This window comes from Curtobacterium sp. MCBD17_030, from assembly GCF_003224255.1.
Taxonomy (GTDB): Bacteria; Actinomycetota; Actinomycetes; order Actinomycetales; family Microbacteriaceae; genus Curtobacterium.
In genome coordinates, this window is the sequence record NZ_QKLI01000011.1 from 53,665 (window position 1) to 72,172 (window position 18,508).

General features: G+C 72.6%; 19 protein-coding genes. 10 read left to right on the forward strand and 9 right to left on the reverse strand.

What is annotated here, in order from left to right; genetic code table 11:
* Positions 1 to 205: 205 nt before the first annotated feature.
* The gene (locus tag DEI89_RS10945) at positions 206 to 718 is read right to left on the reverse strand and encodes a DinB family protein (RefSeq protein WP_110904081.1); all 513 of its coding nucleotides are present in this window, start codon (positions 716 to 718) and stop codon (positions 206 to 208) included.
* 26 nt (positions 719 to 744) lie between these two features.
* The gene (locus tag DEI89_RS10950) at positions 745 to 1,287 is read right to left on the reverse strand and encodes a MarR family winged helix-turn-helix transcriptional regulator (protein WP_181421599.1); all 543 of its coding nucleotides are present in this window, start codon (positions 1,285 to 1,287) and stop codon (positions 745 to 747) included.
* A gap of 193 nt (positions 1,288 to 1,480) precedes the next feature.
* On the opposite strand from DEI89_RS10950, the gene DEI89_RS10955 reads away from it, so the two are divergent.
* Positions 1,481 to 2,650 (forward strand): exonuclease SbcCD subunit D, encoded by a 1,170-nt coding sequence (locus DEI89_RS10955; RefSeq protein WP_110904083.1) that lies wholly within the window; start codon positions 1,481 to 1,483, stop codon positions 2,648 to 2,650.
* A complete protein-coding gene (locus DEI89_RS10960) occupies positions 2,650 to 5,694 on the forward strand; it encodes an AAA family ATPase (RefSeq protein ID WP_110904084.1) in 3,045 nt (1,014 codons plus the stop codon). Before DEI89_RS10955 ends, DEI89_RS10960 begins: the two co-directional genes overlap by 1 nt.
* 20 nt (positions 5,695 to 5,714) lie before the next feature.
* On the opposite strand, the gene DEI89_RS17690 is transcribed toward DEI89_RS10960, so the two are convergent.
* Both DEI89_RS17690 and DEI89_RS10965 read right to left on the reverse strand, forming a co-directional pair.
* A complete protein-coding gene (locus DEI89_RS17690; protein ID WP_181421606.1) occupies positions 5,715 to 5,891 on the reverse strand; it encodes a hypothetical protein in 177 nt (58 codons plus the stop codon).
* Positions 5,888 to 6,694, reverse strand: coding sequence for a class E sortase (locus tag DEI89_RS10965; protein ID WP_258366151.1), 807 nt, complete (start codon positions 6,692 to 6,694; stop codon positions 5,888 to 5,890). Before DEI89_RS10965 ends, DEI89_RS17690 begins: the two co-directional genes overlap by 4 nt.
* Before the next feature lie 133 nt (positions 6,695 to 6,827).
* Here DEI89_RS10965 and DEI89_RS10970 point away from each other — a divergent pair, with 133 nt between their 5' ends.
* Positions 6,828 to 7,259, forward strand: coding sequence for a GNAT family acetyltransferase (locus DEI89_RS10970; protein ID WP_110904085.1), 432 nt, complete (start codon positions 6,828 to 6,830; stop codon positions 7,257 to 7,259).
* 48 nt (positions 7,260 to 7,307) lie between these two features.
* Here the strand turns inward: DEI89_RS10970 and DEI89_RS10975 are convergent, their stop codons facing one another.
* The gene (locus DEI89_RS10975; protein ID WP_110904086.1) at positions 7,308 to 8,216 is read right to left on the reverse strand and encodes an EamA family transporter; all 909 of its coding nucleotides are present in this window, start codon (positions 8,214 to 8,216) and stop codon (positions 7,308 to 7,310) included.
* Positions 8,217 to 8,252: 36 nt separating this feature from the next.
* Between DEI89_RS10975 and DEI89_RS10980 the strand changes: the two genes are divergently transcribed.
* The 6 genes from DEI89_RS10980 (at position 8,253) to DEI89_RS11005 (ending at position 14,510) form a co-directional block, all read left to right on the forward strand.
* Entirely contained in the window at positions 8,253 to 9,389 is a 1,137-nt protein-coding gene (locus DEI89_RS10980; RefSeq protein ID WP_146236758.1) for a CPBP family intramembrane glutamic endopeptidase, read from the forward strand.
* Positions 9,390 to 9,398: 9 nt separating this feature from the next.
* Positions 9,399 to 11,258, forward strand: a complete 1,860-nt coding sequence (gene recQ / locus DEI89_RS10985; RefSeq protein ID WP_110904088.1) for a DNA helicase RecQ — start codon at positions 9,399 to 9,401, stop codon at positions 11,256 to 11,258.
* A 73-nt stretch (positions 11,259 to 11,331) separates the two neighbouring features.
* Positions 11,332 to 12,072, forward strand: a complete 741-nt coding sequence (locus tag DEI89_RS10990; RefSeq protein WP_110904089.1) for a 1-acyl-sn-glycerol-3-phosphate acyltransferase — start codon at positions 11,332 to 11,334, stop codon at positions 12,070 to 12,072.
* 100 nt (positions 12,073 to 12,172) lie between these two features.
* A complete protein-coding gene (locus DEI89_RS18100) occupies positions 12,173 to 12,574 on the forward strand; it encodes a hypothetical protein (RefSeq protein WP_110904090.1) in 402 nt (133 codons plus the stop codon).
* Positions 12,558 to 13,532 (forward strand): M23 family metallopeptidase, encoded by a 975-nt coding sequence (locus DEI89_RS18250; RefSeq protein WP_309146522.1) that lies wholly within the window; start codon positions 12,558 to 12,560, stop codon positions 13,530 to 13,532. The genes DEI89_RS18100 and DEI89_RS18250 overlap by 17 nt, the downstream gene beginning before the upstream one ends.
* Positions 13,533 to 13,577: 45 nt before the next feature.
* Complete coding sequence (locus DEI89_RS11005) at positions 13,578 to 14,510, forward strand: NAD(P)-dependent oxidoreductase (RefSeq protein WP_375537773.1); 933 nt, start codon at positions 13,578 to 13,580, stop codon at positions 14,508 to 14,510.
* 55 nt (positions 14,511 to 14,565) lie between these two features.
* On the opposite strand, the gene DEI89_RS11010 is transcribed toward DEI89_RS11005, so the two are convergent.
* Positions 14,566 to 14,754 carry a hypothetical protein gene (locus DEI89_RS11010; protein ID WP_110904091.1) on the reverse strand — a complete coding sequence of 63 codons (189 nt, stop codon included), beginning with the start codon at positions 14,752 to 14,754 and terminating at the stop codon, positions 14,566 to 14,568.
* Positions 14,755 to 14,780: 26 nt separating this feature from the next.
* Positions 14,781 to 15,287: a MarR family winged helix-turn-helix transcriptional regulator gene (locus DEI89_RS11015; RefSeq protein ID WP_110904092.1), complete on the reverse strand. Its 507-nt coding sequence runs from the start codon at positions 15,285 to 15,287 to the stop codon at positions 14,781 to 14,783.
* Positions 15,288 to 15,452: 165 nt separating this feature from the next.
* On the opposite strand from DEI89_RS11015, the gene DEI89_RS11020 reads away from it, so the two are divergent.
* Positions 15,453 to 16,346 carry an alpha-E domain-containing protein gene (locus tag DEI89_RS11020; RefSeq protein WP_110904093.1) on the forward strand — a complete coding sequence of 298 codons (894 nt, stop codon included), beginning with the start codon at positions 15,453 to 15,455 and terminating at the stop codon, positions 16,344 to 16,346.
* Positions 16,347 to 16,385: 39 nt separating this feature from the next.
* On the opposite strand, the gene DEI89_RS11025 is transcribed toward DEI89_RS11020, so the two are convergent.
* Positions 16,386 to 17,735, reverse strand: a complete 1,350-nt coding sequence (locus tag DEI89_RS11025; RefSeq protein ID WP_110904094.1) for an MFS transporter — start codon at positions 17,733 to 17,735, stop codon at positions 16,386 to 16,388.
* A 5-nt stretch (positions 17,736 to 17,740) separates the two neighbouring features.
* On the reverse strand, positions 17,741 to 18,205 hold the full coding sequence (locus DEI89_RS11030) for a MarR family winged helix-turn-helix transcriptional regulator (protein ID WP_110904095.1): 465 nt from the start codon (positions 18,203 to 18,205) through the stop codon (positions 17,741 to 17,743).
* Positions 18,206 to 18,508: the final 303 nt, after the last annotated feature.

Consider the following 18,508-nt stretch of genomic DNA (forward strand, 5'->3'; position numbering starts at 1 on the left):
ACGCGGGCGTCTCTGCGAGACACCGCAGAACTCGTGAGACGCCGCCGGGAACGGCGGCGTCTCGACCACGACGCGGCGTCTGGAACGACCACTCCACGGACGGGAGGTGGGCCCCACCAGCCGGTTCCGACACGACGCGCCAGCGGCGTGGCGGCCGTGCCTGGAGGGACGGTACCAGCTGGTACCGTGCCTCCCGTCCGTCGTGTCAGCGGTTGAAGAACAGCACGCCGCGCGCGTAGCCCGCCTGGCCGGCGTGCTGGACGCAGTCGTCGAGGATGCTGACCAGGCGCACGCCGACGGTCACCGGCGGGTCCCAGGCCTCGTCGACGACGGTTTCGAAGTCCTCGGGCGCAAGGGTGTGCAGGTATGCGACGGTGCGCTCGTGCACCGCGCCGAGGTACCCGGTCAGGAGCTCGGCCGACGCGCGGACACGGCCGACGTCGTCACGGGACATGCCGTACCCGAGCGCCTCGGCGGGGAACGGCAGGCCGAAGCGCTCGACCCAGCCGTCGGCCGTCCAGACCTGTTCGGTGCCGGCGAGGGCGGCGATCTGCGAGTCCTGACCGCGGGCGATGTGCCAGGCGAGCCAGGCGAGCGTGTTGGCGCCGGCGGCCGGGCGGGAGGCGAGCTGGTCTTCCGACAGGCCGTCGACGGCACGTCCGACGGTCTCGGGTACGCGGGAGAACGCTTCGACGAGGAGTTCGGCGGGAGTGGTCATGAGTCCGACCGTACGCCGCACCTCGGTCAGAGGCTGGCGGCTCGGGAGTGGCGGGCGAGGGCTTCGCCGAGGAGCGTGAACTGGGTGGCGAGGCGGGCGCGGTCAGCGGGGGCGACGACCTCCCGGGCAGCCGCCGAGTAGACGCCACCGATCTGCTGTGCGACCGCGGCACCGGACGGGGTGAGGCGGAGCAGCAGACTGCGGCGGTCGTCCGGGTTCGGCCCACGGCGGATGTGCTCGTGCCGCTCGAGCCGGTCGATCAACGAGGTCATCGCGCCCGTGGACAGTTCCAGGTGCTCGCCGGCCTGCTTCGGGGTGACGCCCGTGCCGGTGGCGGCCAGGAAGAGCACGAAGCGGGTGTCGGTCGCGTTGAGTCCGCGCGCGGCGCTCTCGCGGGCGAGCACACGGGCGTGGTGCATCTGGAACGAGCGGAACGCGACCATGAGGTCGGCGAGGTCGTCCTCGGCGGCGGCGGGGACCGGCGGGGTGGGCTGCACGTCCGGGCTCACGGGCACCGGCAGGGCACCGGACAGCGGATCGGGCAGCGCGTCGGGCAGTACTTCAGGCACGATGGGGACGGGCGCTCGGGAGTCGCGCATGCGGGGGTGTCGCTCTTCTCGCCAGGGACCGCGGTGGACGGTCGACGGGCGACTCGGGGCGGTCGCCGTGGTCATCATGGTGCGCCTTCGCGCCTGTGCGTTCCACCCCCAACAGAAGGGGGGGCGTCCGGCGATGTCCCTGGCGGCCGTTACCGTGGCTCGCATGCGGATCCTGCACACGGGCGACTGGCACCTCGGACGCACGCTGCTCGGGGCGGACCTGCTCGAGCACCAGGCGGCGTTCCTCGACCACCTCGTGCAGGTGGTCCGCGAGCGCGCGGTCGACCTCGTCGTGGTCGCCGGCGACGTCTACGACCGGGCCATCCCGCCGGTGGAGGCGGTCCGGATGCTCTCGCGCGTGCTCGAACGCCTGTCCGAGACGGCGACGGTCGTCGTGACGCCCGGCAACCACGACTCCGCCGTCCGACTCGGGTTCGGCGCCGGCGTGATGAGCGACCGCGTTCGGATCCTCGCCGAGCCGTCCCGACTGGCGGAACCGGTGCTGGTGGACGCCGCCGACGGGGGCGGCCCGGTCGCCGTGTACGGCCTGCCCTACCTGCAGCCCGACATGGTCCGCTACGCGCTCGCCCCGGTGCCGGACGAGCCACTCGCCCGCTCGCACCAGGCGGTCGTCGGAGCCGCGACGGACCTGGTCCGAGCCGACCTCGCCGGTCGCCCGGGCACGCGTTCGGTCGTCGTCGCGCATGCCTTCGTCGGTGGAGCCCTGGCCAGCGACAGCGAGCAGGACATCCGGGTCGGTGGGGTCGACCGGGTCGCCGAGTCCACCTTCGACGGCATCGACTACGTCGCCCTCGGACACCTGCACGGACCACAGCGGGTCGGGACGGGGGACCGCATCCGGTACGCGGGCTCGCCGCTGGCGTTCTCGTTCGGCGAGCGGAACCACACCAAGTCCGTGACCCTCGTCGAGCTGGCAGCGGACGGGTCCGTGACGGTGGACCTCCTGCCGACCCCGGTGCCCCGACGGCTCGTGGACGTCCGCGGCAGCATCGGGCAGATCGAGTCCGGGGCCTTCGCCGAACACGTCGACGCCTGGGTCCGGGTCGCCGTCACCGACACCGTGCACCCGGAGCGGTTGTACGCCCGCGTGAAGGACCGCTTCCCGCACGCGCTCGCGATCACGCACGAGCCCGCGGTCGCCCCGGAGCGCTCGGCTGCGCGGACGGTCAGTGCGACGAGCGACCCGGTGGAGGTCGCCGCCGACTTCGTCACCTACGCGACGGGTGGTGCGCCGGACGAGGTCGAGCTCGCGATCCTCCGCGACGCGTACGAGTCCGCGGCCGCCGCGCTCGCCGAGCAGGGGGCGCGCTGATGTACCTGCACCGCCTGGAACTCCGCGCTGTCGGTCCCTACCCGGACCTGGTGTCGATCGACTTCGCGTCCCTCGCCGCCTCGGGGGTGTTCCTGCTCGAGGGGCCGACGGGTTCCGGCAAGTCGACCATCATCGACGCCGTCGTCTACGCCCTCTACGGCGGGCTCGCCGGCAGCGACGCCAGCAACGACCGCCTGCACAGCCAGCACGCCGACCCCAGGGTGGAGCCCTTCGTCGACCTGGTCTTCGAGACGAGCGCCGGGGTGTACCGCGTCCGCCGCACCCCGCCGTACGACCGCCCGAAGCAGCGGGGGACCGGCACGATCCGGCAGCAGTCCTCGGCGCAACTCCTCCGGCTGGCCGACCCGTCCGACCTGGTCGGCGAGCCGATGTCGCACCGGGCGCCGGAGATCGGCGTCGAGATCGCCCGCGTGGTCGGGCTGAACCGGGACCAGTTCCTGCAGACCGTGGTCCTGCCGCAGGGGGAGTTCGCGCGGTTCCTCCGCGCCCCCGGCGAAGACCGCCGGAAACTCCTGCAGTCGCTGTTCGGCACCGCGATCTACGACCGGACCGCCGACGAGCTCGCCGCCCGGCGCCGCACGGCCGTCGCGGAGGTCGAGGCAGCCGACGCCCGGGTACGGGACGCCCTCGGGCGGTTCCGGCAAGCGTCCGGGGACGACGATGCCGACGAGTCCACCGCCACCGACGTGGTCGCCACGCTGCAACGGACGGCGACCGAGCTCGAGCAGGCGCGGACGCGTGCCCGGGCCGATGCCGAACACGCCGTCGCCCACCTGCACGACGTGACCACGCGGCTCGCCGCCGCCGACCGACGACGCGCACTGCTCGCCCGTCAGGAGGCCCTCGCCGCCGACGCCGCGGCGGTCGCCGGACATCGCACCGCCCTGGGCCTCGCCGACCACGCCGCGGTGGTCGTCGCCGTCGCGGACGGAGCCGCCGCAGCCGAGGACCGCCTGACCGCGCTGGTCGGGGAACGCTCCGCCGTGCGCGACCGGCACGAGGTCACCGATCCCACTCCGCGGGAAACGCATGACCGGCTCGCGGCGGTCCGGTCCGAGGTCCGGCACCCGGTCGACCTCGAGCAGTCCATCGACCAGCGGGTCTCCGCCGTGCGGACGGCCACCACCGACCTCGAGCGGACGCAGACCCGACTCGCCGAGGCCGCCACCGCGCTCGGGGTGCGCCCGGACGAGCGTGCCGAGATCGTCCTGGCCGCCGGACGGGCCGCGGGAGCCGTTGCCGACGCGCCCGCCGCCGCGCGTGCGGTGGAGACGGCGCAGGAGCTGGCCGTCCTGCTCGCCGCACACCGGGTCGCGTCCGGACGGACCTCAGACCTGGCCGCCGCGGTGACGGAGGCCGCCACGACGGCCGCTGCCGCCCTCGCCACCGAGAACGACCTGCGCGCCCGACGCATCGCCGGGCTCGCCGGCGAACTCGGTGCAGCGCTCGTCGCCGGGGACCCCTGCCCGGTGTGCGGTGCCATCGAGCACCCGGCCGTGGCCCGGCCGCAGGACGACCACCCGAGCGCCGAACAGATCGACGTCGCCGCCGGGGCACGCGCCGACGCCGAGCGGGGCCTCGCGGCTGCGACCGCCGACCACGCCGTCGCCCGGGCGGAACTCCTCCGGCTGACCGAGGCCGTCGGTGAGCACGACGACGACTCGGTCGCCCGGCAGCGCACCGACGCCGACGCGCGACTGGCCACCGCCCGTGCTGCGGCCGCCGCGGTCCAGGAGCACGAGCGACGGTTGCAGGCCCACGACCGCGCGACCCGCGCGCTCGAGGACGACCACACGGACCTGGTCACCCGGAGCCGACTGCTCGCCGACCGGATCGAGGGCGACCGGTCCCGCCTGGACGAGGACCGGGCCCGTGTCGACGAGGCCCGGCGCAGCGTCCGCCTCGTGCTCGAGCAGGCCGTCGCGGCGGGTGCGGGGACCGAGGCGCGGGCCGCGGCAGAGATCGACGCCCGCGACGGCTCCACCCTCGCCGAGGTCGACGCTCGGGTCGCCGCCGCTGCGACGGTCCTCCGCACGGTGGCCGACCTCGACGACCGCGTGACCGCCGCCGAGCGCGAGGTCGCCGACCGCAAGGCCGAGGTCGACGCCGCACTGCAGGCCCAGGGCTTCACCGACGTCACCGCTGCCCGCGCGGCCGCGCTCAGCCGGACCGACGCCGACCGGTTGCGCGGGATCGTCGCCGCGGCGGACCGCGAGCAGGCCGTGGTGGAGGCCGGGCTCGCCGAGCCCGCGGTGGTCGCTGCCGCCGCCGACTCGTCGACGGGGACGGGCCCGGGTACCGTGCTCGACCGGGACGCCGCGCAGGGCGCACGGGACGCCGCTGCCGTCGCCCTCGACGACGCCACCCGGGCCGCCGCGGCCGCAGCCGACCGAGCGAGCTCAGCCGACGAGTGCGCCACCGGCCTGGCCCGGGCCGTGCACGCGCGAGCGACCACGAGCGCCGAGAGCCGGGCCGTGGTCCGCCTCGCCGACATCGCCGCCGCCGCTGGCCACGTCAACCCGACCGGCATCACGCTCGGCACCTACGTGCTGATGCGCCGGTTCGAGGACGTCGTCGCGGCCGCCAACGACCGACTGCGGGCGATGCTCGCCGGCCGGTTCACCCTCGAGACCTCCGACGAGCGGGAGTCCGGCACCCGGGCTCGCCGGACCGGGCTGGCGCTGGCCGTCCGCGACCACCTGACCGACAGCACGCGGGACCCGCGGAGCCTGTCCGGCGGCGAGACCTTCACGTTCTCGCTCTGCCTGGCGCTCGGGCTCGCCGACGTCGTGCAGGCCGAGGCCGGCGGGGTGTCGCTCGGCACGCTGTTCGTCGACGAGGGCTTCGGCACCCTCGACCCGGAGACCCTCGATGACGTCATCGGGCAGCTGTCCCGCCTGACCGCCGGCGGACGCCAGGTCGGCATCGTCAGTCACGTCGAGGAGCTCAAGCAGCGGATCCCGGAGCGCATCGCGGTGCGTCGGACCCCCGAGGGTGGCTCACGCGTCACGACCACGGCCTGACCGGAGCACCCGCGGGGGCGTCAGGGGTGCGGTGTCGCGTCCACGGTCCCGTCGGGCGGCGGCAGGATGTCGGCCGCGATCCACGGGAAGACCCACGTGAAGAGCACGAAGACGATGGCGACGAGGAGCACGAGGAGCTCCAACACCTTCACGGCGGTGGGGCCGGGCAGCACGCGCCAGACGAGGGGGAAGATCACTTGGCGGCCTCCGTCAGTTCCTTCGGCGTGCCGTCGGACGCCTGCATCCAGTAGTCCATCTTCGCGTGGACGACGTACCGCTGGGCGGCGGACCACATCGGGTGGCAGGCGGTGAGGGTGAGCCAGCGGTCCTCGGCGGAGGGTTCCACGCCGGGCTTGTTCGGGACCGGTGCGATCGTCTCGATGTGGTCGGGCGTGACGATCTGACTGTCGGTGACCTTGTAGACGTACCAGACGTCGAACTTGGTCTTCGCGTCGGTGACCCGGACGACGATGGGATCGCCGGACTTCAGGTCGGCGATCTGGTTCAGGGGCTTGCCGTAGGTGACGCGGTGGCCGGCGACGGCGAAGTTGCCCTCGGCGCCGGGCATCGCGGTGTCCTGGTAGTGGCCGAGGCCGATGGTGTTGAGGACCTGTTCGCGGTCGGTGCCCTCACCGATGGGCCGGTTGTAGTCGGTGCCGAAGCGCGGGATCTGCATCGTCCCGAACACCGTGGAGAGCCCCGGCGGTTCGCTGAGCACGGGGGCTGCGTCACGGCGCTCGGTGCCGACGACCTTCTTCGTTTCCTGCTGGTCGAGCGTCTGCACGAGCTTCGTCTGCTCGTTCACCGCGACGACGTCGGTCCACCACGCGGTCCAGATCACGTAGAGCCCGGTCCCGGCACCCGCGATGATCAGGAGCTCGGCGAGCAGGGCGACGAGCGTCCCGCCGACGGTCTGGCGTGGACGCCGACGTCGGGGCTGTCCGGTGCCGTCGTCGTCGCGGGCATCGCGCCGCGACGGCAGCGTGTCGTGAGAGGTCACAGGGGCTCCGGATCGATGAGGTCGGCGCAGTAGGTCTATCAGACCACGACGACGGCGTGCTGCGGGCACCTTCCACAACTCCGTCCGGCATCGGCGTCTGATCCACGGCGGGATGCTCGGTACCGTTGCGCAGATGGAGTCCGTCATCCGTCCGTTCCGCCCCGTCGACACCGAGGCCGTCGTCGCGCTCTGGGAGGCCTGCGGCCTGGTCCGTCCGTGGAACGACCCACGCCGTGACATCGCGCGGAAGGGCACCGTGCAGCCCGAGCTGTTCCTGGTGGCGACCGACCGGGAGGCCGTGGTCGCCGCCGGCATGGCCGGTTTCGACGGGCACCGGGGCTGGGTCAACTACCTGGCGGTGTCGCCGGACCGGCAGGGCAGCGGACTCGGTCGGCGACTGATGGGCGAGTTCGAGCGGCTGCTCACCGACCTCGGCTGCCCCAAGCTCAACCTGCAGGTGCGCGCCGGGAACGAGCGGGTGATCGCGTTCTACGAGTCGCTGGGGTACGCCGACGACCACACTGTGTCGCTGGGCAAACGCCTGATCCGCGACGACCTGGCCTGAGCCGATCCGCAGGCGGACGGTCAGGCGGGATCGCGCGGAACCGGTCCGTCAGGACAGCGCGAGCCCGACCGACGCCGCGAACGCCAGCCCGATCCCCGTGGTCTGCAGTGCGGTGAGCCGTTCGCGGAGCACGATGCCGGCGAGCACCACCGTGCCGATCGGGTACAGCGCGTTGAGGACGCTGATCACCGGCAGCGTCGAGGGGTCGTCGCTCGAGTGCAGCCCCGCCTGGATGAACACGTTCGCCATCGCGTCGAGCACACCGCACCCGACGAGCACGAGCACCAGGGCACGCGGAGGTCGTACCCGACCGGCCGCGGGGCGGACGTCGGTGGTCGTCGTGACGGCGGGCGAGCCTCCCGTCCGGATCCACAGCGTGACCAGCGCCGCCGTGCCGAGCAGCACCACCTGCAGCGTCCGCGCGACCAGCAGGGTGGCGACGCCGGAGTCCGCGGGTGCGGCGTCGTAGCCGAGGACGACACCGCCGAAGCCGCACCCGGCCACCGCAGCGGTGACCACACCGCGGAGGGTGAGTCGCGCGCCTCCCGGATCGGGGACGGCCGCGACGAGCGCCACCGCGACCACCGCCACGACGAGCGCGACCACCCCGAGCGGTGACAGCACGGTGCCACGGAACAGGGCGACGACGACCGGGACGACCGCGGAGAACACGGCGGTGAGCGGGGACAGCACGCTCATCGGTCCGATCGCGAGCGCCGCGTAGAGGAGGAGCACCCCGACCCCGCCGGAGACCCCGGCCACCACGCCGGCGACCGTGGCCGGTCCGGAGAACCGCCCGCCGAGGACCGCGAAGCCGACCAGCAGCGGCACCAGGCCGACCAGGGCCGCGACGGCCGCGACGGTCACGGGTCGGACCCGGCGCGACGCGAGCCCACCGAGGAAGTCGGCGGCGCCGTAGACGAGGGCGCCGCCGAGGCCGAGCAGGACGGTGATCACGGGTCCCATCCTGCCCGCACCGGTACTCTGCACGGCGTGAGCGTTCCCTACCACCGGTTGCCCCGTGTCGATGCGAACTGGCGGTGGTGGCGGCCACTGGTCGCGGTGGCGGTGTTCCTCGGCTTCTACCTGGCGTCGCAGTTCGTCATCGCGATCGCGTACTTCGTGCCGATCGGCGCGCAGGGCGGACAGGCCGGGCTCACCGACCTGACGGAGAAGCTGTCCGCCGGCGCGCTCGACCCGACCGATCCGCTGGTCCTGTCGCTGACGCTGGTGTCGCTCGTGGTGCTCCTGCCGGCGGTCATGCTGTCCGCGAAGATCGCCCGACTCGGTCCGTACGGGCTCCTGTCGTCGGTGCGCACCAGGATCCGTTGGGGATGGCTCGGCTGGTGCCTGCTGCCCCTCCTGGTGCTCGCGATCGTGATGTTCGCGGTCCAGGGCCTCGGGTACCTGGCGTTCGATGGCGGCCTGCACTGGAACACCGCTGAACTCGGGCAGTCGACCGTGACGCTGCAGACGCTGACCCTGACGATCCTGCTGGTGGTCCTGCTCGTGCCGTTCCAGGCCGCGGCCGAGGAGTACGTCTTCCGCGGGTTCCTCATGCAGACGATCGGCTCCTGGATCCCGGTCCGCGCCGTCGGCGCGGTCGTCGCGGTCGCGGTGTCGACCGTGCTGTTCGCCGTCCTGCACGTGCCGAACGGCTACAACATCTGGGGCATCCTCGACGTCGGCTCGTTCGGCCTGGTCGCCGCGATCATCGTGCTGCGGACCGGGGGGCTCGAGGCGACGGTCCTCCAGCACGCACTCAACAACATCATGATCTTCGTGCTGCAGGCGCCAGGGTGGTCGAAGGTGGACCTCACCGGCGAGGGGGCGCAGGGCACGTGGCAGGGCTTCGTCGTGACGCTCGCGACCTCGGTCGGGTACTGGGGGCTCGTCGAGCTGATGGCGCACTGGCGGCGGCTGGACCGCCGGTTCCCGGGTCAGGAGGCGCCGCGGTTCCGCGGGCACACGCCGCTCTGGGCGGGTGGCCGCCAGTGGCTCCGGCCGGGAGGCGCGGGCTGGTCGATCGCGCCCGCCCGCAGCGACGAGACGGGCACGTCCGGCGACCCGGTGCTGGCGGGTGTCGGTGCGCCTGTGGAGAAGTCCGGTGGTGTCGGCCCGCGGCCGTAGGCTCCTTGCATGAGTTCGACTGGTGTCGCTGCGCCCGGCGTCGAGTCGGCAGGCTCCCGGTCTGCTGCCCTCGACGTGCTCCACCGGGTGTGGGGGTACGACGCGTTCCGCGGTGAACAGGCCCGGATCATCGACCGCGTGGTCGCTGGTGGCGACGCCCTCGTCCTCATGCCGACCGGTGGCGGCAAGTCCCTCTGCTACCAGGTCCCGTCGCTCGTCCGCGACGGCATCGGGGTGGTCGTCTCGCCGCTGATCGCCCTCATGCAGGACCAGGTCGACGCCCTCGCCGCCAACGGTGTCCGGGCGGCCTTCCTCAACTCCACGCAGGCTCCGGACGAGCGCGCCCGGGTCGAGCGTGACGTCGTCACCGGCCAGGTCGACATGCTCTACCTGGCTCCCGAGCGACTGAAGATCGAGTCCACCCGCTCCCTGCTCGACCGGGCCCGGATAGCACTCTTCGCGATCGACGAAGCGCACTGTGTGGCGCAGTGGGGGCACGACTTCCGTCCGGACTACCTGGAACTCAGCGTGCTCCACGAGCGCTGGCCGGACGTCCCCCGGATCGCCCTGACGGCGACGGCGACCCCGCAGACCCACCGCGAGATCTCCGCCCGGCTCGGACTCGACGACGCCGCGCACTTCGTCGCCGACTTCGACCGACCGAACATCCAGTACCGGATCGAGCCGAAGACCGGGGCGCTGCAGCAGCTCCTGACCTTCATCCGCACCGAGCACAGCGGTGACGCGGGCATCGTCTACTGCCTGTCCCGCAACTCGGTCGAACGGACCGCCGCCGCGCTCGTGCAGCAGGGCATCGCCGCGCTGCCGTACCACGCCGGTCTCGAGGCCCGGGTGCGCGAGCGCAACCAGGCGCAGTTCCTCCGCGAGGACGGCATCGTCATGGTCGCCACGATCGCGTTCGGCATGGGCATCGACAAGCCCGACGTCCGCTTCGTCGCGCACCTCGACATGCCGAAGTCGGTGGAGGGCTACTACCAGGAGACCGGACGTGCCGGGCGCGACGGCCTGCCCGCCACCGCGTGGCTGGCGTACGGACTGAACGACGTCGTGCAGCAGCGGCGGATGATCGACCAGTCCGAGGGCGACGCCGCACACCGCCGGCAGCTCAGCGCGCACCTCGACGCCATGCTCGCGCTCTGCGAGACGATCGAGTGCCGTCGAGTGCGCCTGCTCGCGTACTTCGGGCAGGAGTCGTCCGCGTGCGGCAACTGCGACACGTGCCTGGCCCCGCCGGAGTCGTGGGACGGCACGGTGCCCGCGCAGAAGCTGCTCTCGACCATCGTGCGGCTCGACCGCGAGCGTGGGCAGCGCTACGGCGTCGCCCACGTGGTGGACATCCTCACCGGCAAGCAGTCGCCCCGCGTGACCGAGCTCGGACACGACTCCCTCGCGACGTTCGGGATCGGCCAGGACCTGTCCGACGCCGACTGGAAGGCCGTCGCCCGGCAGCTGCTCGCGCAGGGGTACGTCGCCGTGTCCGGTGACGGGTACGGCACGCTCGTCCTCAGCCCGACGAGCGCCGAGGTCCTGGCCGGACGGGTCGACGTCCGGATGCGCCGCGACCCGGTGAAGGCCCCGCGTGCCGGTCGGACCCGGCGCTCCGCCGTGGTGTCGGACATGCCGCACGAAGCCATGCCGCTCTTCGAGTCCCTGCGGCAGTGGCGTGCCGGGCAGGCCCGCGAGCAGGGGGTGCCCGCGTACGTGGTGTTCAACGACGCCACCCTGCGCGGCATCGCCGCCGTGAAGCCGTCCGACCTCGACGAGCTGTCCGAGATCTCCGGCGTCGGTGCCGCGAAGCTCGAGTCCTACGGGCGTGCCGTGCTCGACGTCGTGGCGGCCGCTGTCTGACCCATGCCGCTCGGGGCATGCTGCACCCGGGTCCGTCATTACACTCGGGAACTCCCGTCCGACAGGAGGCCGTGTGACCGGTTCGACGAAGTCCGCCACCGTGCTCGGGCGCGCCGTGGTGGCGCCCCTCGCACGACTGCTGTGGCGGCCTGAGGTGGTCGGCCGGAAGAACGTCCCGAAGCGCGGTCCGGTGATCCTCGCGAGCAACCACCGGTCCTTCGTCGACTCACCGACGATCACGCTGCTGGCACCGCGGAAGGTGTCGTTCCTCGCGAAGCAGGAGTACTTCACCGGCACGGGCCTCCGGGGTGCGCTCTCGCGGGCGTTCTTCTCGGGGATCGGCGCGATCGGTGTCGAGCGGGGCGCAGGAGCCGCAGCGCAGCAGGCCCTCGACCTCGGTCTCGCCCGTCTGCAGGCGGGTGAGGCGTTCGCGATCTACCCCGAGGGCACCCGGTCGCTCGACGGTCGTCTCTACAAGGGGCGGACCGGTGTCGCCTGGCTCGCCCTGACGAGCGGAGCCCCGGTCGTCCCGGTCGCGCTCACCGGGACCGAGGAGGTGCAGCCCGTCGGGTCGCGCCTGCTCCGGCTCGCTCGGGTGCGGATCGAGTTCGGCGAGTCGATCGACCTCTCCGGCTTCGGTGCCGCGACCTCGGGTCGCGCACGGCGGCAGGCGACCGACGCGGTGACCGCGGCGATCCAGGCCCTCAGCGGACAGGAGCCGGCCGGCGTGTACAACGAGCCGCCGGCGACCATCGTCGAGCGGGTGAAGCGGATGCTGCAGCACGACGACCGCGGGGACGGACAGCCCGACTGAGAGCGCTATTGCGGATGTGAAATACAAATACTATGCTTGATGCGGCTCGTCCGGATCAGCATCGGCGGGTCACCCGAACTCCTCCAGGGAAAGGCCCACCATGTCCTCGACGCCCCTCTTCGACGCGATCGCCCGGCGGAGCGAGCGCTCCGGACCAGCACCGACCGCTCGTCTGGACGCTCCCGCCGGCCTCACCATGGCGAGCGCTGCCGTGTCGGTCGCCAGCACGCCCGCATCACCGCTCGACGCCCCCGCTCCGGAGCCGGCCGAGGCTCCGGAGGCTCCCGTCGCCCCCGCCGCTGCCGTCGTCCCCGCTGACCTCGTGGAGGTCATCGACGGGATCCCCGCCAGCCTCCGAGCCTCGCTCGCACGCGAGCACGTCGTCTGCCGCGAGCAGCTCCCCCTGGTCGAGGCGGTCGTCGACGCTGTCACCCGCGCGGTGGTCGACGCCGTCGCGGTCGAGGTCGAGCGGATCGTCGCCACCGGTGTCGTCCGGGTCTGATCGGGCGTTCCGCGACGTGTCCTCGACCGGGTCGACGTCCCTGGCCAGCCCGACGTCACTGGCCAGCCCGACGTCCCTGGCCAGCCCGACGTCCCCGATCCAGTACGGATCCCGCCGAGCGCGTCGGGCTGCCGAAGAGGCCGCTCAGGTCGCCGCCGCCCGGGGTGGGTCGCTCCGCGCCGCCCGGTCCTCCGTGGTCCGGCTGTCCGGCTCGGCCGTGACCCGGCGACCGCTCCGGCCACGTGTCTCGCTCACCGTCGCCCTCGTCCACGCCTCGGCCGTCTCCGCCGTGCAGGACGTCCGTGACCACTGGTGGGGGCGGCGCAGGCTGGCGGTGACGTCGGTCGCGATCACGACCTGTCTGCTCGTCACGGAGGCAGCCCCGCAGTCGGCCGTCGCCGCGCCGACCGTGGTGGTCGTACCGGCTCCGCGGTCCCAGGACTTCCGCGTGGTCGGCACCTCGCCGGACGCCCTGACGCGTTCGGACTTCACCGTCGTCGGACGGACCACGGACGGGGTGGTCCTCACCCGACTGCCCGGGTCCACCCAGGCGGCGGCCCGCCCGGTCGCCGGCACCATCCCGTCGGCGGGGAACTTCGGTGGGCGGAACGTCGCCGGCTGTGTTGCCTGCTCCACGAGGCACCAGGGCACCGACTTCGCCGCGGCGACCGGGACGCCCGTGTTCGCGGTGATGTCCGGCACGGTCGTGTCCGCGGGGGTGCTGGGCGGCTACGGCAACCAGGTGCTGCTCCGACACCCGGACGGCACCGAGACCCGCTACGGACACCTGTCGGTCATCGGTGTGCGACCCGGGCAGTCGGTCAGCGTGGGGGAACACCTCGGCGCAGTGGGCAGCACCGGGGTCTCCACCGGACCACACCTGCACTTCGAGGTGATCCTCGGCGGCCACCCGGTCGACCCGGAGCCGTGGCTCTCCGCACGGGGGCTCCTCAGCTGACACTCCTCCTGCACGGACGGGGGTCAGGCCGCCGTCGTCCACGACCTGGCCGGCGCTGCGCCAGCACCCCGGGGAGCCGCGTACCGTCGAGTTCGTCGTGGCAGGGAGCCACACGGTGAGGAGACCACGGTGCGCGTGTCGGTGTTGGGAACCGGAGCGATGGGAGCAGGCGTCGCACAGTCGCTGCTCCGTGCTGGGCACGACGTCACGGTGTGGAACCGGACCGAGGAGCGTGCACGGCCGCTCGCCGAGTCCGGGGCAGCGGTGGCCGCCGACGCTGCCGACGCCGTGTCGCAGGCACAGGTCGTCCTGCTGACCCTGTTCGACACCGACGCGGTGGTCGACGTCCTCGAGCACGCTGCCGGGGACGCTCCGCAGGACGCCGTGTGGGTGCAGGCGTCGACCATCGGTGTCGCCGGCACCGAGACCGTCGTGCAGCTCGCCCAGAAGTACGGCATCACCCTGGTCGAGGCGATGATGCTCGGCACCAAGGCGCCGGCCGAGCAGGGCAAGCTGACCATGCTCGTCGCCGGTGCAGACGACCCGGTGTCGGTCGTCGAGCCGGTGCTGGACGCCGTCAGTGCCAAGGTCGTCCGTGCCGGGGACCAGGTCGGTCAGGGCACGGCGTTGAAGCTGGCCGCGAACGCCTGGATCGCCTCGATCACCGCCGCGACCGGTCAGTCGTTGGCGATCGCCCGCGCGCTCGGGCTCGACCCGCAGCTGTTCCTCGACGCGATCGACGGCTCCGCCAGCGACTCGGCCTACGCCCACACCAAGGGTGCCGCCATGATCTCGGGGCAGTTCCCGGCACAGTTCGCGCTCGACGGCCTCCGGAAGGACATCGGCCTGATCACCGACGCCGCTCGCGACTCGGACGTCGACACGACCCTCCTGGACGCACTCGGTCGGGTCTACGCGGACGCCAGCGCGGCCGGTCACGGTGGCGACGACATCGCGGCGGTCGGCACCGCATTCTGACCCCTCGCCAGCGCCGCGTTCCGGCCGCTCGACAAGACCGCGTCCTGACCGCTCGTCAGGACCGGCGGAACACGTCCCGCAGGCGACGGGCGAACCGGCTGACCGACTCGTCGTTCAGCGTGTTCGCCAAGTCGAAGGCCTCCCGAGTGGGGTCGGCCCCGTCGCGGATCCGCCGGAGAGCAGCGTCCGCACGCGCGCGGGCGTCGAGTTCGGAGGCGGGCATGTCGTCCTCGGGCTCGCGCATCGTGTCAGCGTACGCCGGGCGCTCGGTCAGTACTCGTCGCCGTCGGTCTCGTCGACCGCGCCGGCCATCTGCTGCAGGAACGCGACGACGACGGCCATGTCCTCGGGCGGCAGGTGCTGCGCGACCTCGACGGCGCGGGAGTCCAGGTCACCGATCACGGCGAGTGCTCGTCGCATCGACTTGCCCGTCGCGGTGAGGATGACACCCCGACGGTCAGCCGGGTCCGCGTGCCGCTCGACGTGACCGGAGCGGACGAGGCGGTCGACGAGCGCCGAGGTGGACGCCGCGGTGATGCCCAGGCGCTCCGCGAGTTCCTTCGAGTTGACCGTGCGCCCCGAGGTCTCGGCGTCGACGAGCACCCGCAGGGCCGTCAACGCGTTCTCACCGATCCCGAGTTCTTCACGCACGCGACGCTGGGCTGAGCTCTCGGCAGTGCGGTAGCGACGCAGGGCGTTCAACACGTCCACTGCGTCGACCCGGGAGTCCTCGCCGTACCAGAACCCCGGGGCTGCTGTCGTCACCTCGGAAGTCATACGGGCAATGCTAGACGCTCTAGTTAGTTTGTCTAGCGAGTGTGATGCGTTGCACGCTCAGCGTCCAGGGAGTCATCAGACGGTGTCCCCCGCAACACCGGTGACGCGGCTCGGAAACACCCCGGCAACGAGCCGTCAGTAGGTTCAGCGCATGCAGGAGTCGCCGTGCTGAACCGACTCGCCAGGAGCGTCCACAGTGTCGGGGGCGCGGTCGAGCGGACGGACGTCGTCGCGCGCCTGCTCGACGTGCACCTGGCCCGGCGGGATCCCTCGACCGACGACGACCCGGGGCTCGGTCGGGACCTCCGGGCGGTGGTCGGTGCGGCGGTGATGCCGGACACGGACCTCAGCCCCTCGGCGACCCTCGACGCCCTGGCCCTGGACCGCCACGAACCGGCCTCGATCGCCGCAGCCGTCGCCGTCGCTCGGGACGACGCCCGTCGTGCCCGGGATGTCGTGTCCACCGAGTTGTGGGACTGCCTCAACACGACGCGCTCCCGGCTGCCCCGCAAGGTCGTCGGCGAGAAGGCGCACGAGTTCCTCGGCTGGGTGCGCGAGCGCAGCGCCCTGGCGGTCGGCGTGGTCGACGGGGCCGTCAGCCGTGACGGGGTGTGGGAGTTCTTCACGCTCGGCCGGTCGCTGACCCGGCTGACCGTGACCGCGCGGATGCTCGCCTCGGACCTGCTCGACCCCGGATCGGCGACCTCCTGGTCCACCGCGCTGCGGGCCTGCGGAGCGGGCGAGGCCTTCCACCGGGAGTTCCGGCACGGCAGCACCACCGCGGATGCGGCCACCTTCCTCCTGCTCGACGAGCACAGCCCCCGGTCGCTGCTGTTCCTGGCCCGTCGCAGTGAGGGGTGCCTGGACGACCTGGTCGGGGTGCACCTGGCGGCGGAGGTCCGGGCGTTCGGCGAGGCACGTGCCGAACTCGAGACGGTGACGCCGGAGACCGCGGTGGACGCTGCACGGTCGGCGGGCTCCCGGCTGGCGGCAGCGGCGATGACGATCACGGCTGCGCTCGACCGCCGGGTGTTCACCGCGCCCGAACCGACGCACTGACGCAGCGGTCACGGTCAGGATCCCTGGAGCCGCCTCGGCTCATACCGCGCTCGAGCGTTCCACGACCGCTTCGTCGTGCTCCAGGTCGCGCCGCACCGCTGCCCGTGCTGCGCGGGTGCCGGGCGCCGGGGTGACCACGGGCAGTGACCGCGTGACGGCCAGGTGCAGGCGGTTGTCAGCGTCGTACCGCAGACGGACGTGCTGGAACCGGACGAGCCACACGAGTGCGACCGCCAGGGCGACGAAGCCCGAGGCGGCGCCTACCCCGATCGCCCACCGCGGGCCCCAGGCGTCGGCGACCGCGCCGACGATCGGGGCGCCGAGCGGTGTCCCGCCGGCGAACACCGCCATGTAGAGGGCCATCACGCGGCCGCGCATCGCCGGCGCGGTGGTGGTCTGCACGAGGGCGTTCGCGGTGGTCATGAACGTCAGGGACGCCAGCCCGACGAAGGTGAGCAGGACCGCGAAGGTCCAGTACGTCGGTGCGACGGCCGCGGCGGTGCAGGCGAGGCCGAACCCGCCGGCCGCGATGGTCAACGTGCGCATCCGTGGGACCTCCCGACGCGCCGAGAGCAGCGCGCCGAGGACCGACCCGACCGCCATCACGGAGTTGAGGAGCCCGAACTCACCCGCGCCGCGGTGGAACTCGACGCGTGCCATCGTGGAGGTGAAGATCGGGAAGTTCACGCCGAACGTCCCGACGACGAAGATCATGCACAGCACCACGATGATGTCCGGCCGGGTCCGGACGTACCGGAAGCCCGCGACGAGTTGTCCCTTGCCGCGTGGGGCCCGCGCTCGCTCGGCGAGCTGTCCCGGGTCGACGAACCGCAGTGCGAGGAGCACGGCCAGGAACGACCCCGCGTTGATGACGAACACCCAGCCGGACCCGATCGCCGCGATGAGGACGCCGGCGACCGCGGGTCCGATGAGCCGGGCGGCGTTGAACGACGCCGAGTTCAACGCGACGGCGTTCGAGACCTGCTCGCCCGTCACGACGTCGGAGACGAATGCCTGGCGGACCGGGGTGTCGAACGCGGCGACCACGCCGAGTGCGAGCGCGAACCCGTAGAGGGACCAGAGCGTCGCGGTGTCGGTCAGGACCATCACGGCGAGCCCGAGGCCGAGCAGCCCCATCAGCCCCTGCGTGAGCATGAGCATCCGACGTCGGTCGAAGCGGTCGGCGACCAGGCCGGTCCAGGGCAGCAGGACCAGCTGTGGACCGAACTGCAGCGCCATGGTGACCCCGACGGCCACGGCGTCGTCGTGGGTCAGCTGGGTGAGGACGAGCCAGTCCTGGGCGGTGCGCTGCATCCACGTGCCGATGTTCGACACGAGGGCACCGGCGAACCAGATGCGGTAGTTGCGTCCCGAGAGGGACCGGAACATGGCACTCACTGGGCGGCGAGCCTCCGGAGGATCCCGGTGGCGGCGGTGAGCGTCTTCCGTTCCGCCGGGGTGAGGGCAGCGAGACGCGGGGTGAGCCAGCCGTCGCGTCGCTGCCGCGTCTCGACGACCAGGTCGTCGCCGTCCGCGGTCGGGCAGAGCAGGACCTTCCGGCGGTCGTCGCCGTGGTCGTCCTTGGTGAGCAGGCCGCGGTCGATCAGTGCGGTGACGGTCTTCGTCATCGAGGGCGGGGTGACGCCCTCGTGACGACTGAGGTCGGCGAGGGTCATCGCGCCCTCGCGGTGCAGCAGGGCGAGCGCGGAGAACTGGGCATCGCTGACGGTCGTGTCGGCCTTCTGTGCCCGCAGCGTCCGTGACAACCGGTTCACGGCGATCCGGACGTCGCTGGCGAGGGAGGGGTCGGCCGATCGGCGGCGACGCGCAGTGGTGGGGAGCGGGTCGGTGACGGTCACGGGTCGTCAGTCTAACTCATTAGTTCAGCGAACGAATCATCCTGGCCCGACCACGCGGGGGTCTGCGGTCCGACGTCCGCTCGACCCCCGGCGTGACGGGCGCACAGTGGGGCTCGGAGCAACAGGTGTCGTCCGATCGACACGGGCCGGAAGGCACGGGAGGAGCAGGACCCATGAACGGGTTCGAGGGCAAGGTCGCCATCGTCACCGGTGGTGGCAGCGGCATCGGCAAGTCGATCGCGAAGGAGCTCGCGGCAGCGGAAGCCTCCGCCGTCTCCGCCGACTCGGCGATCACCGCGGACA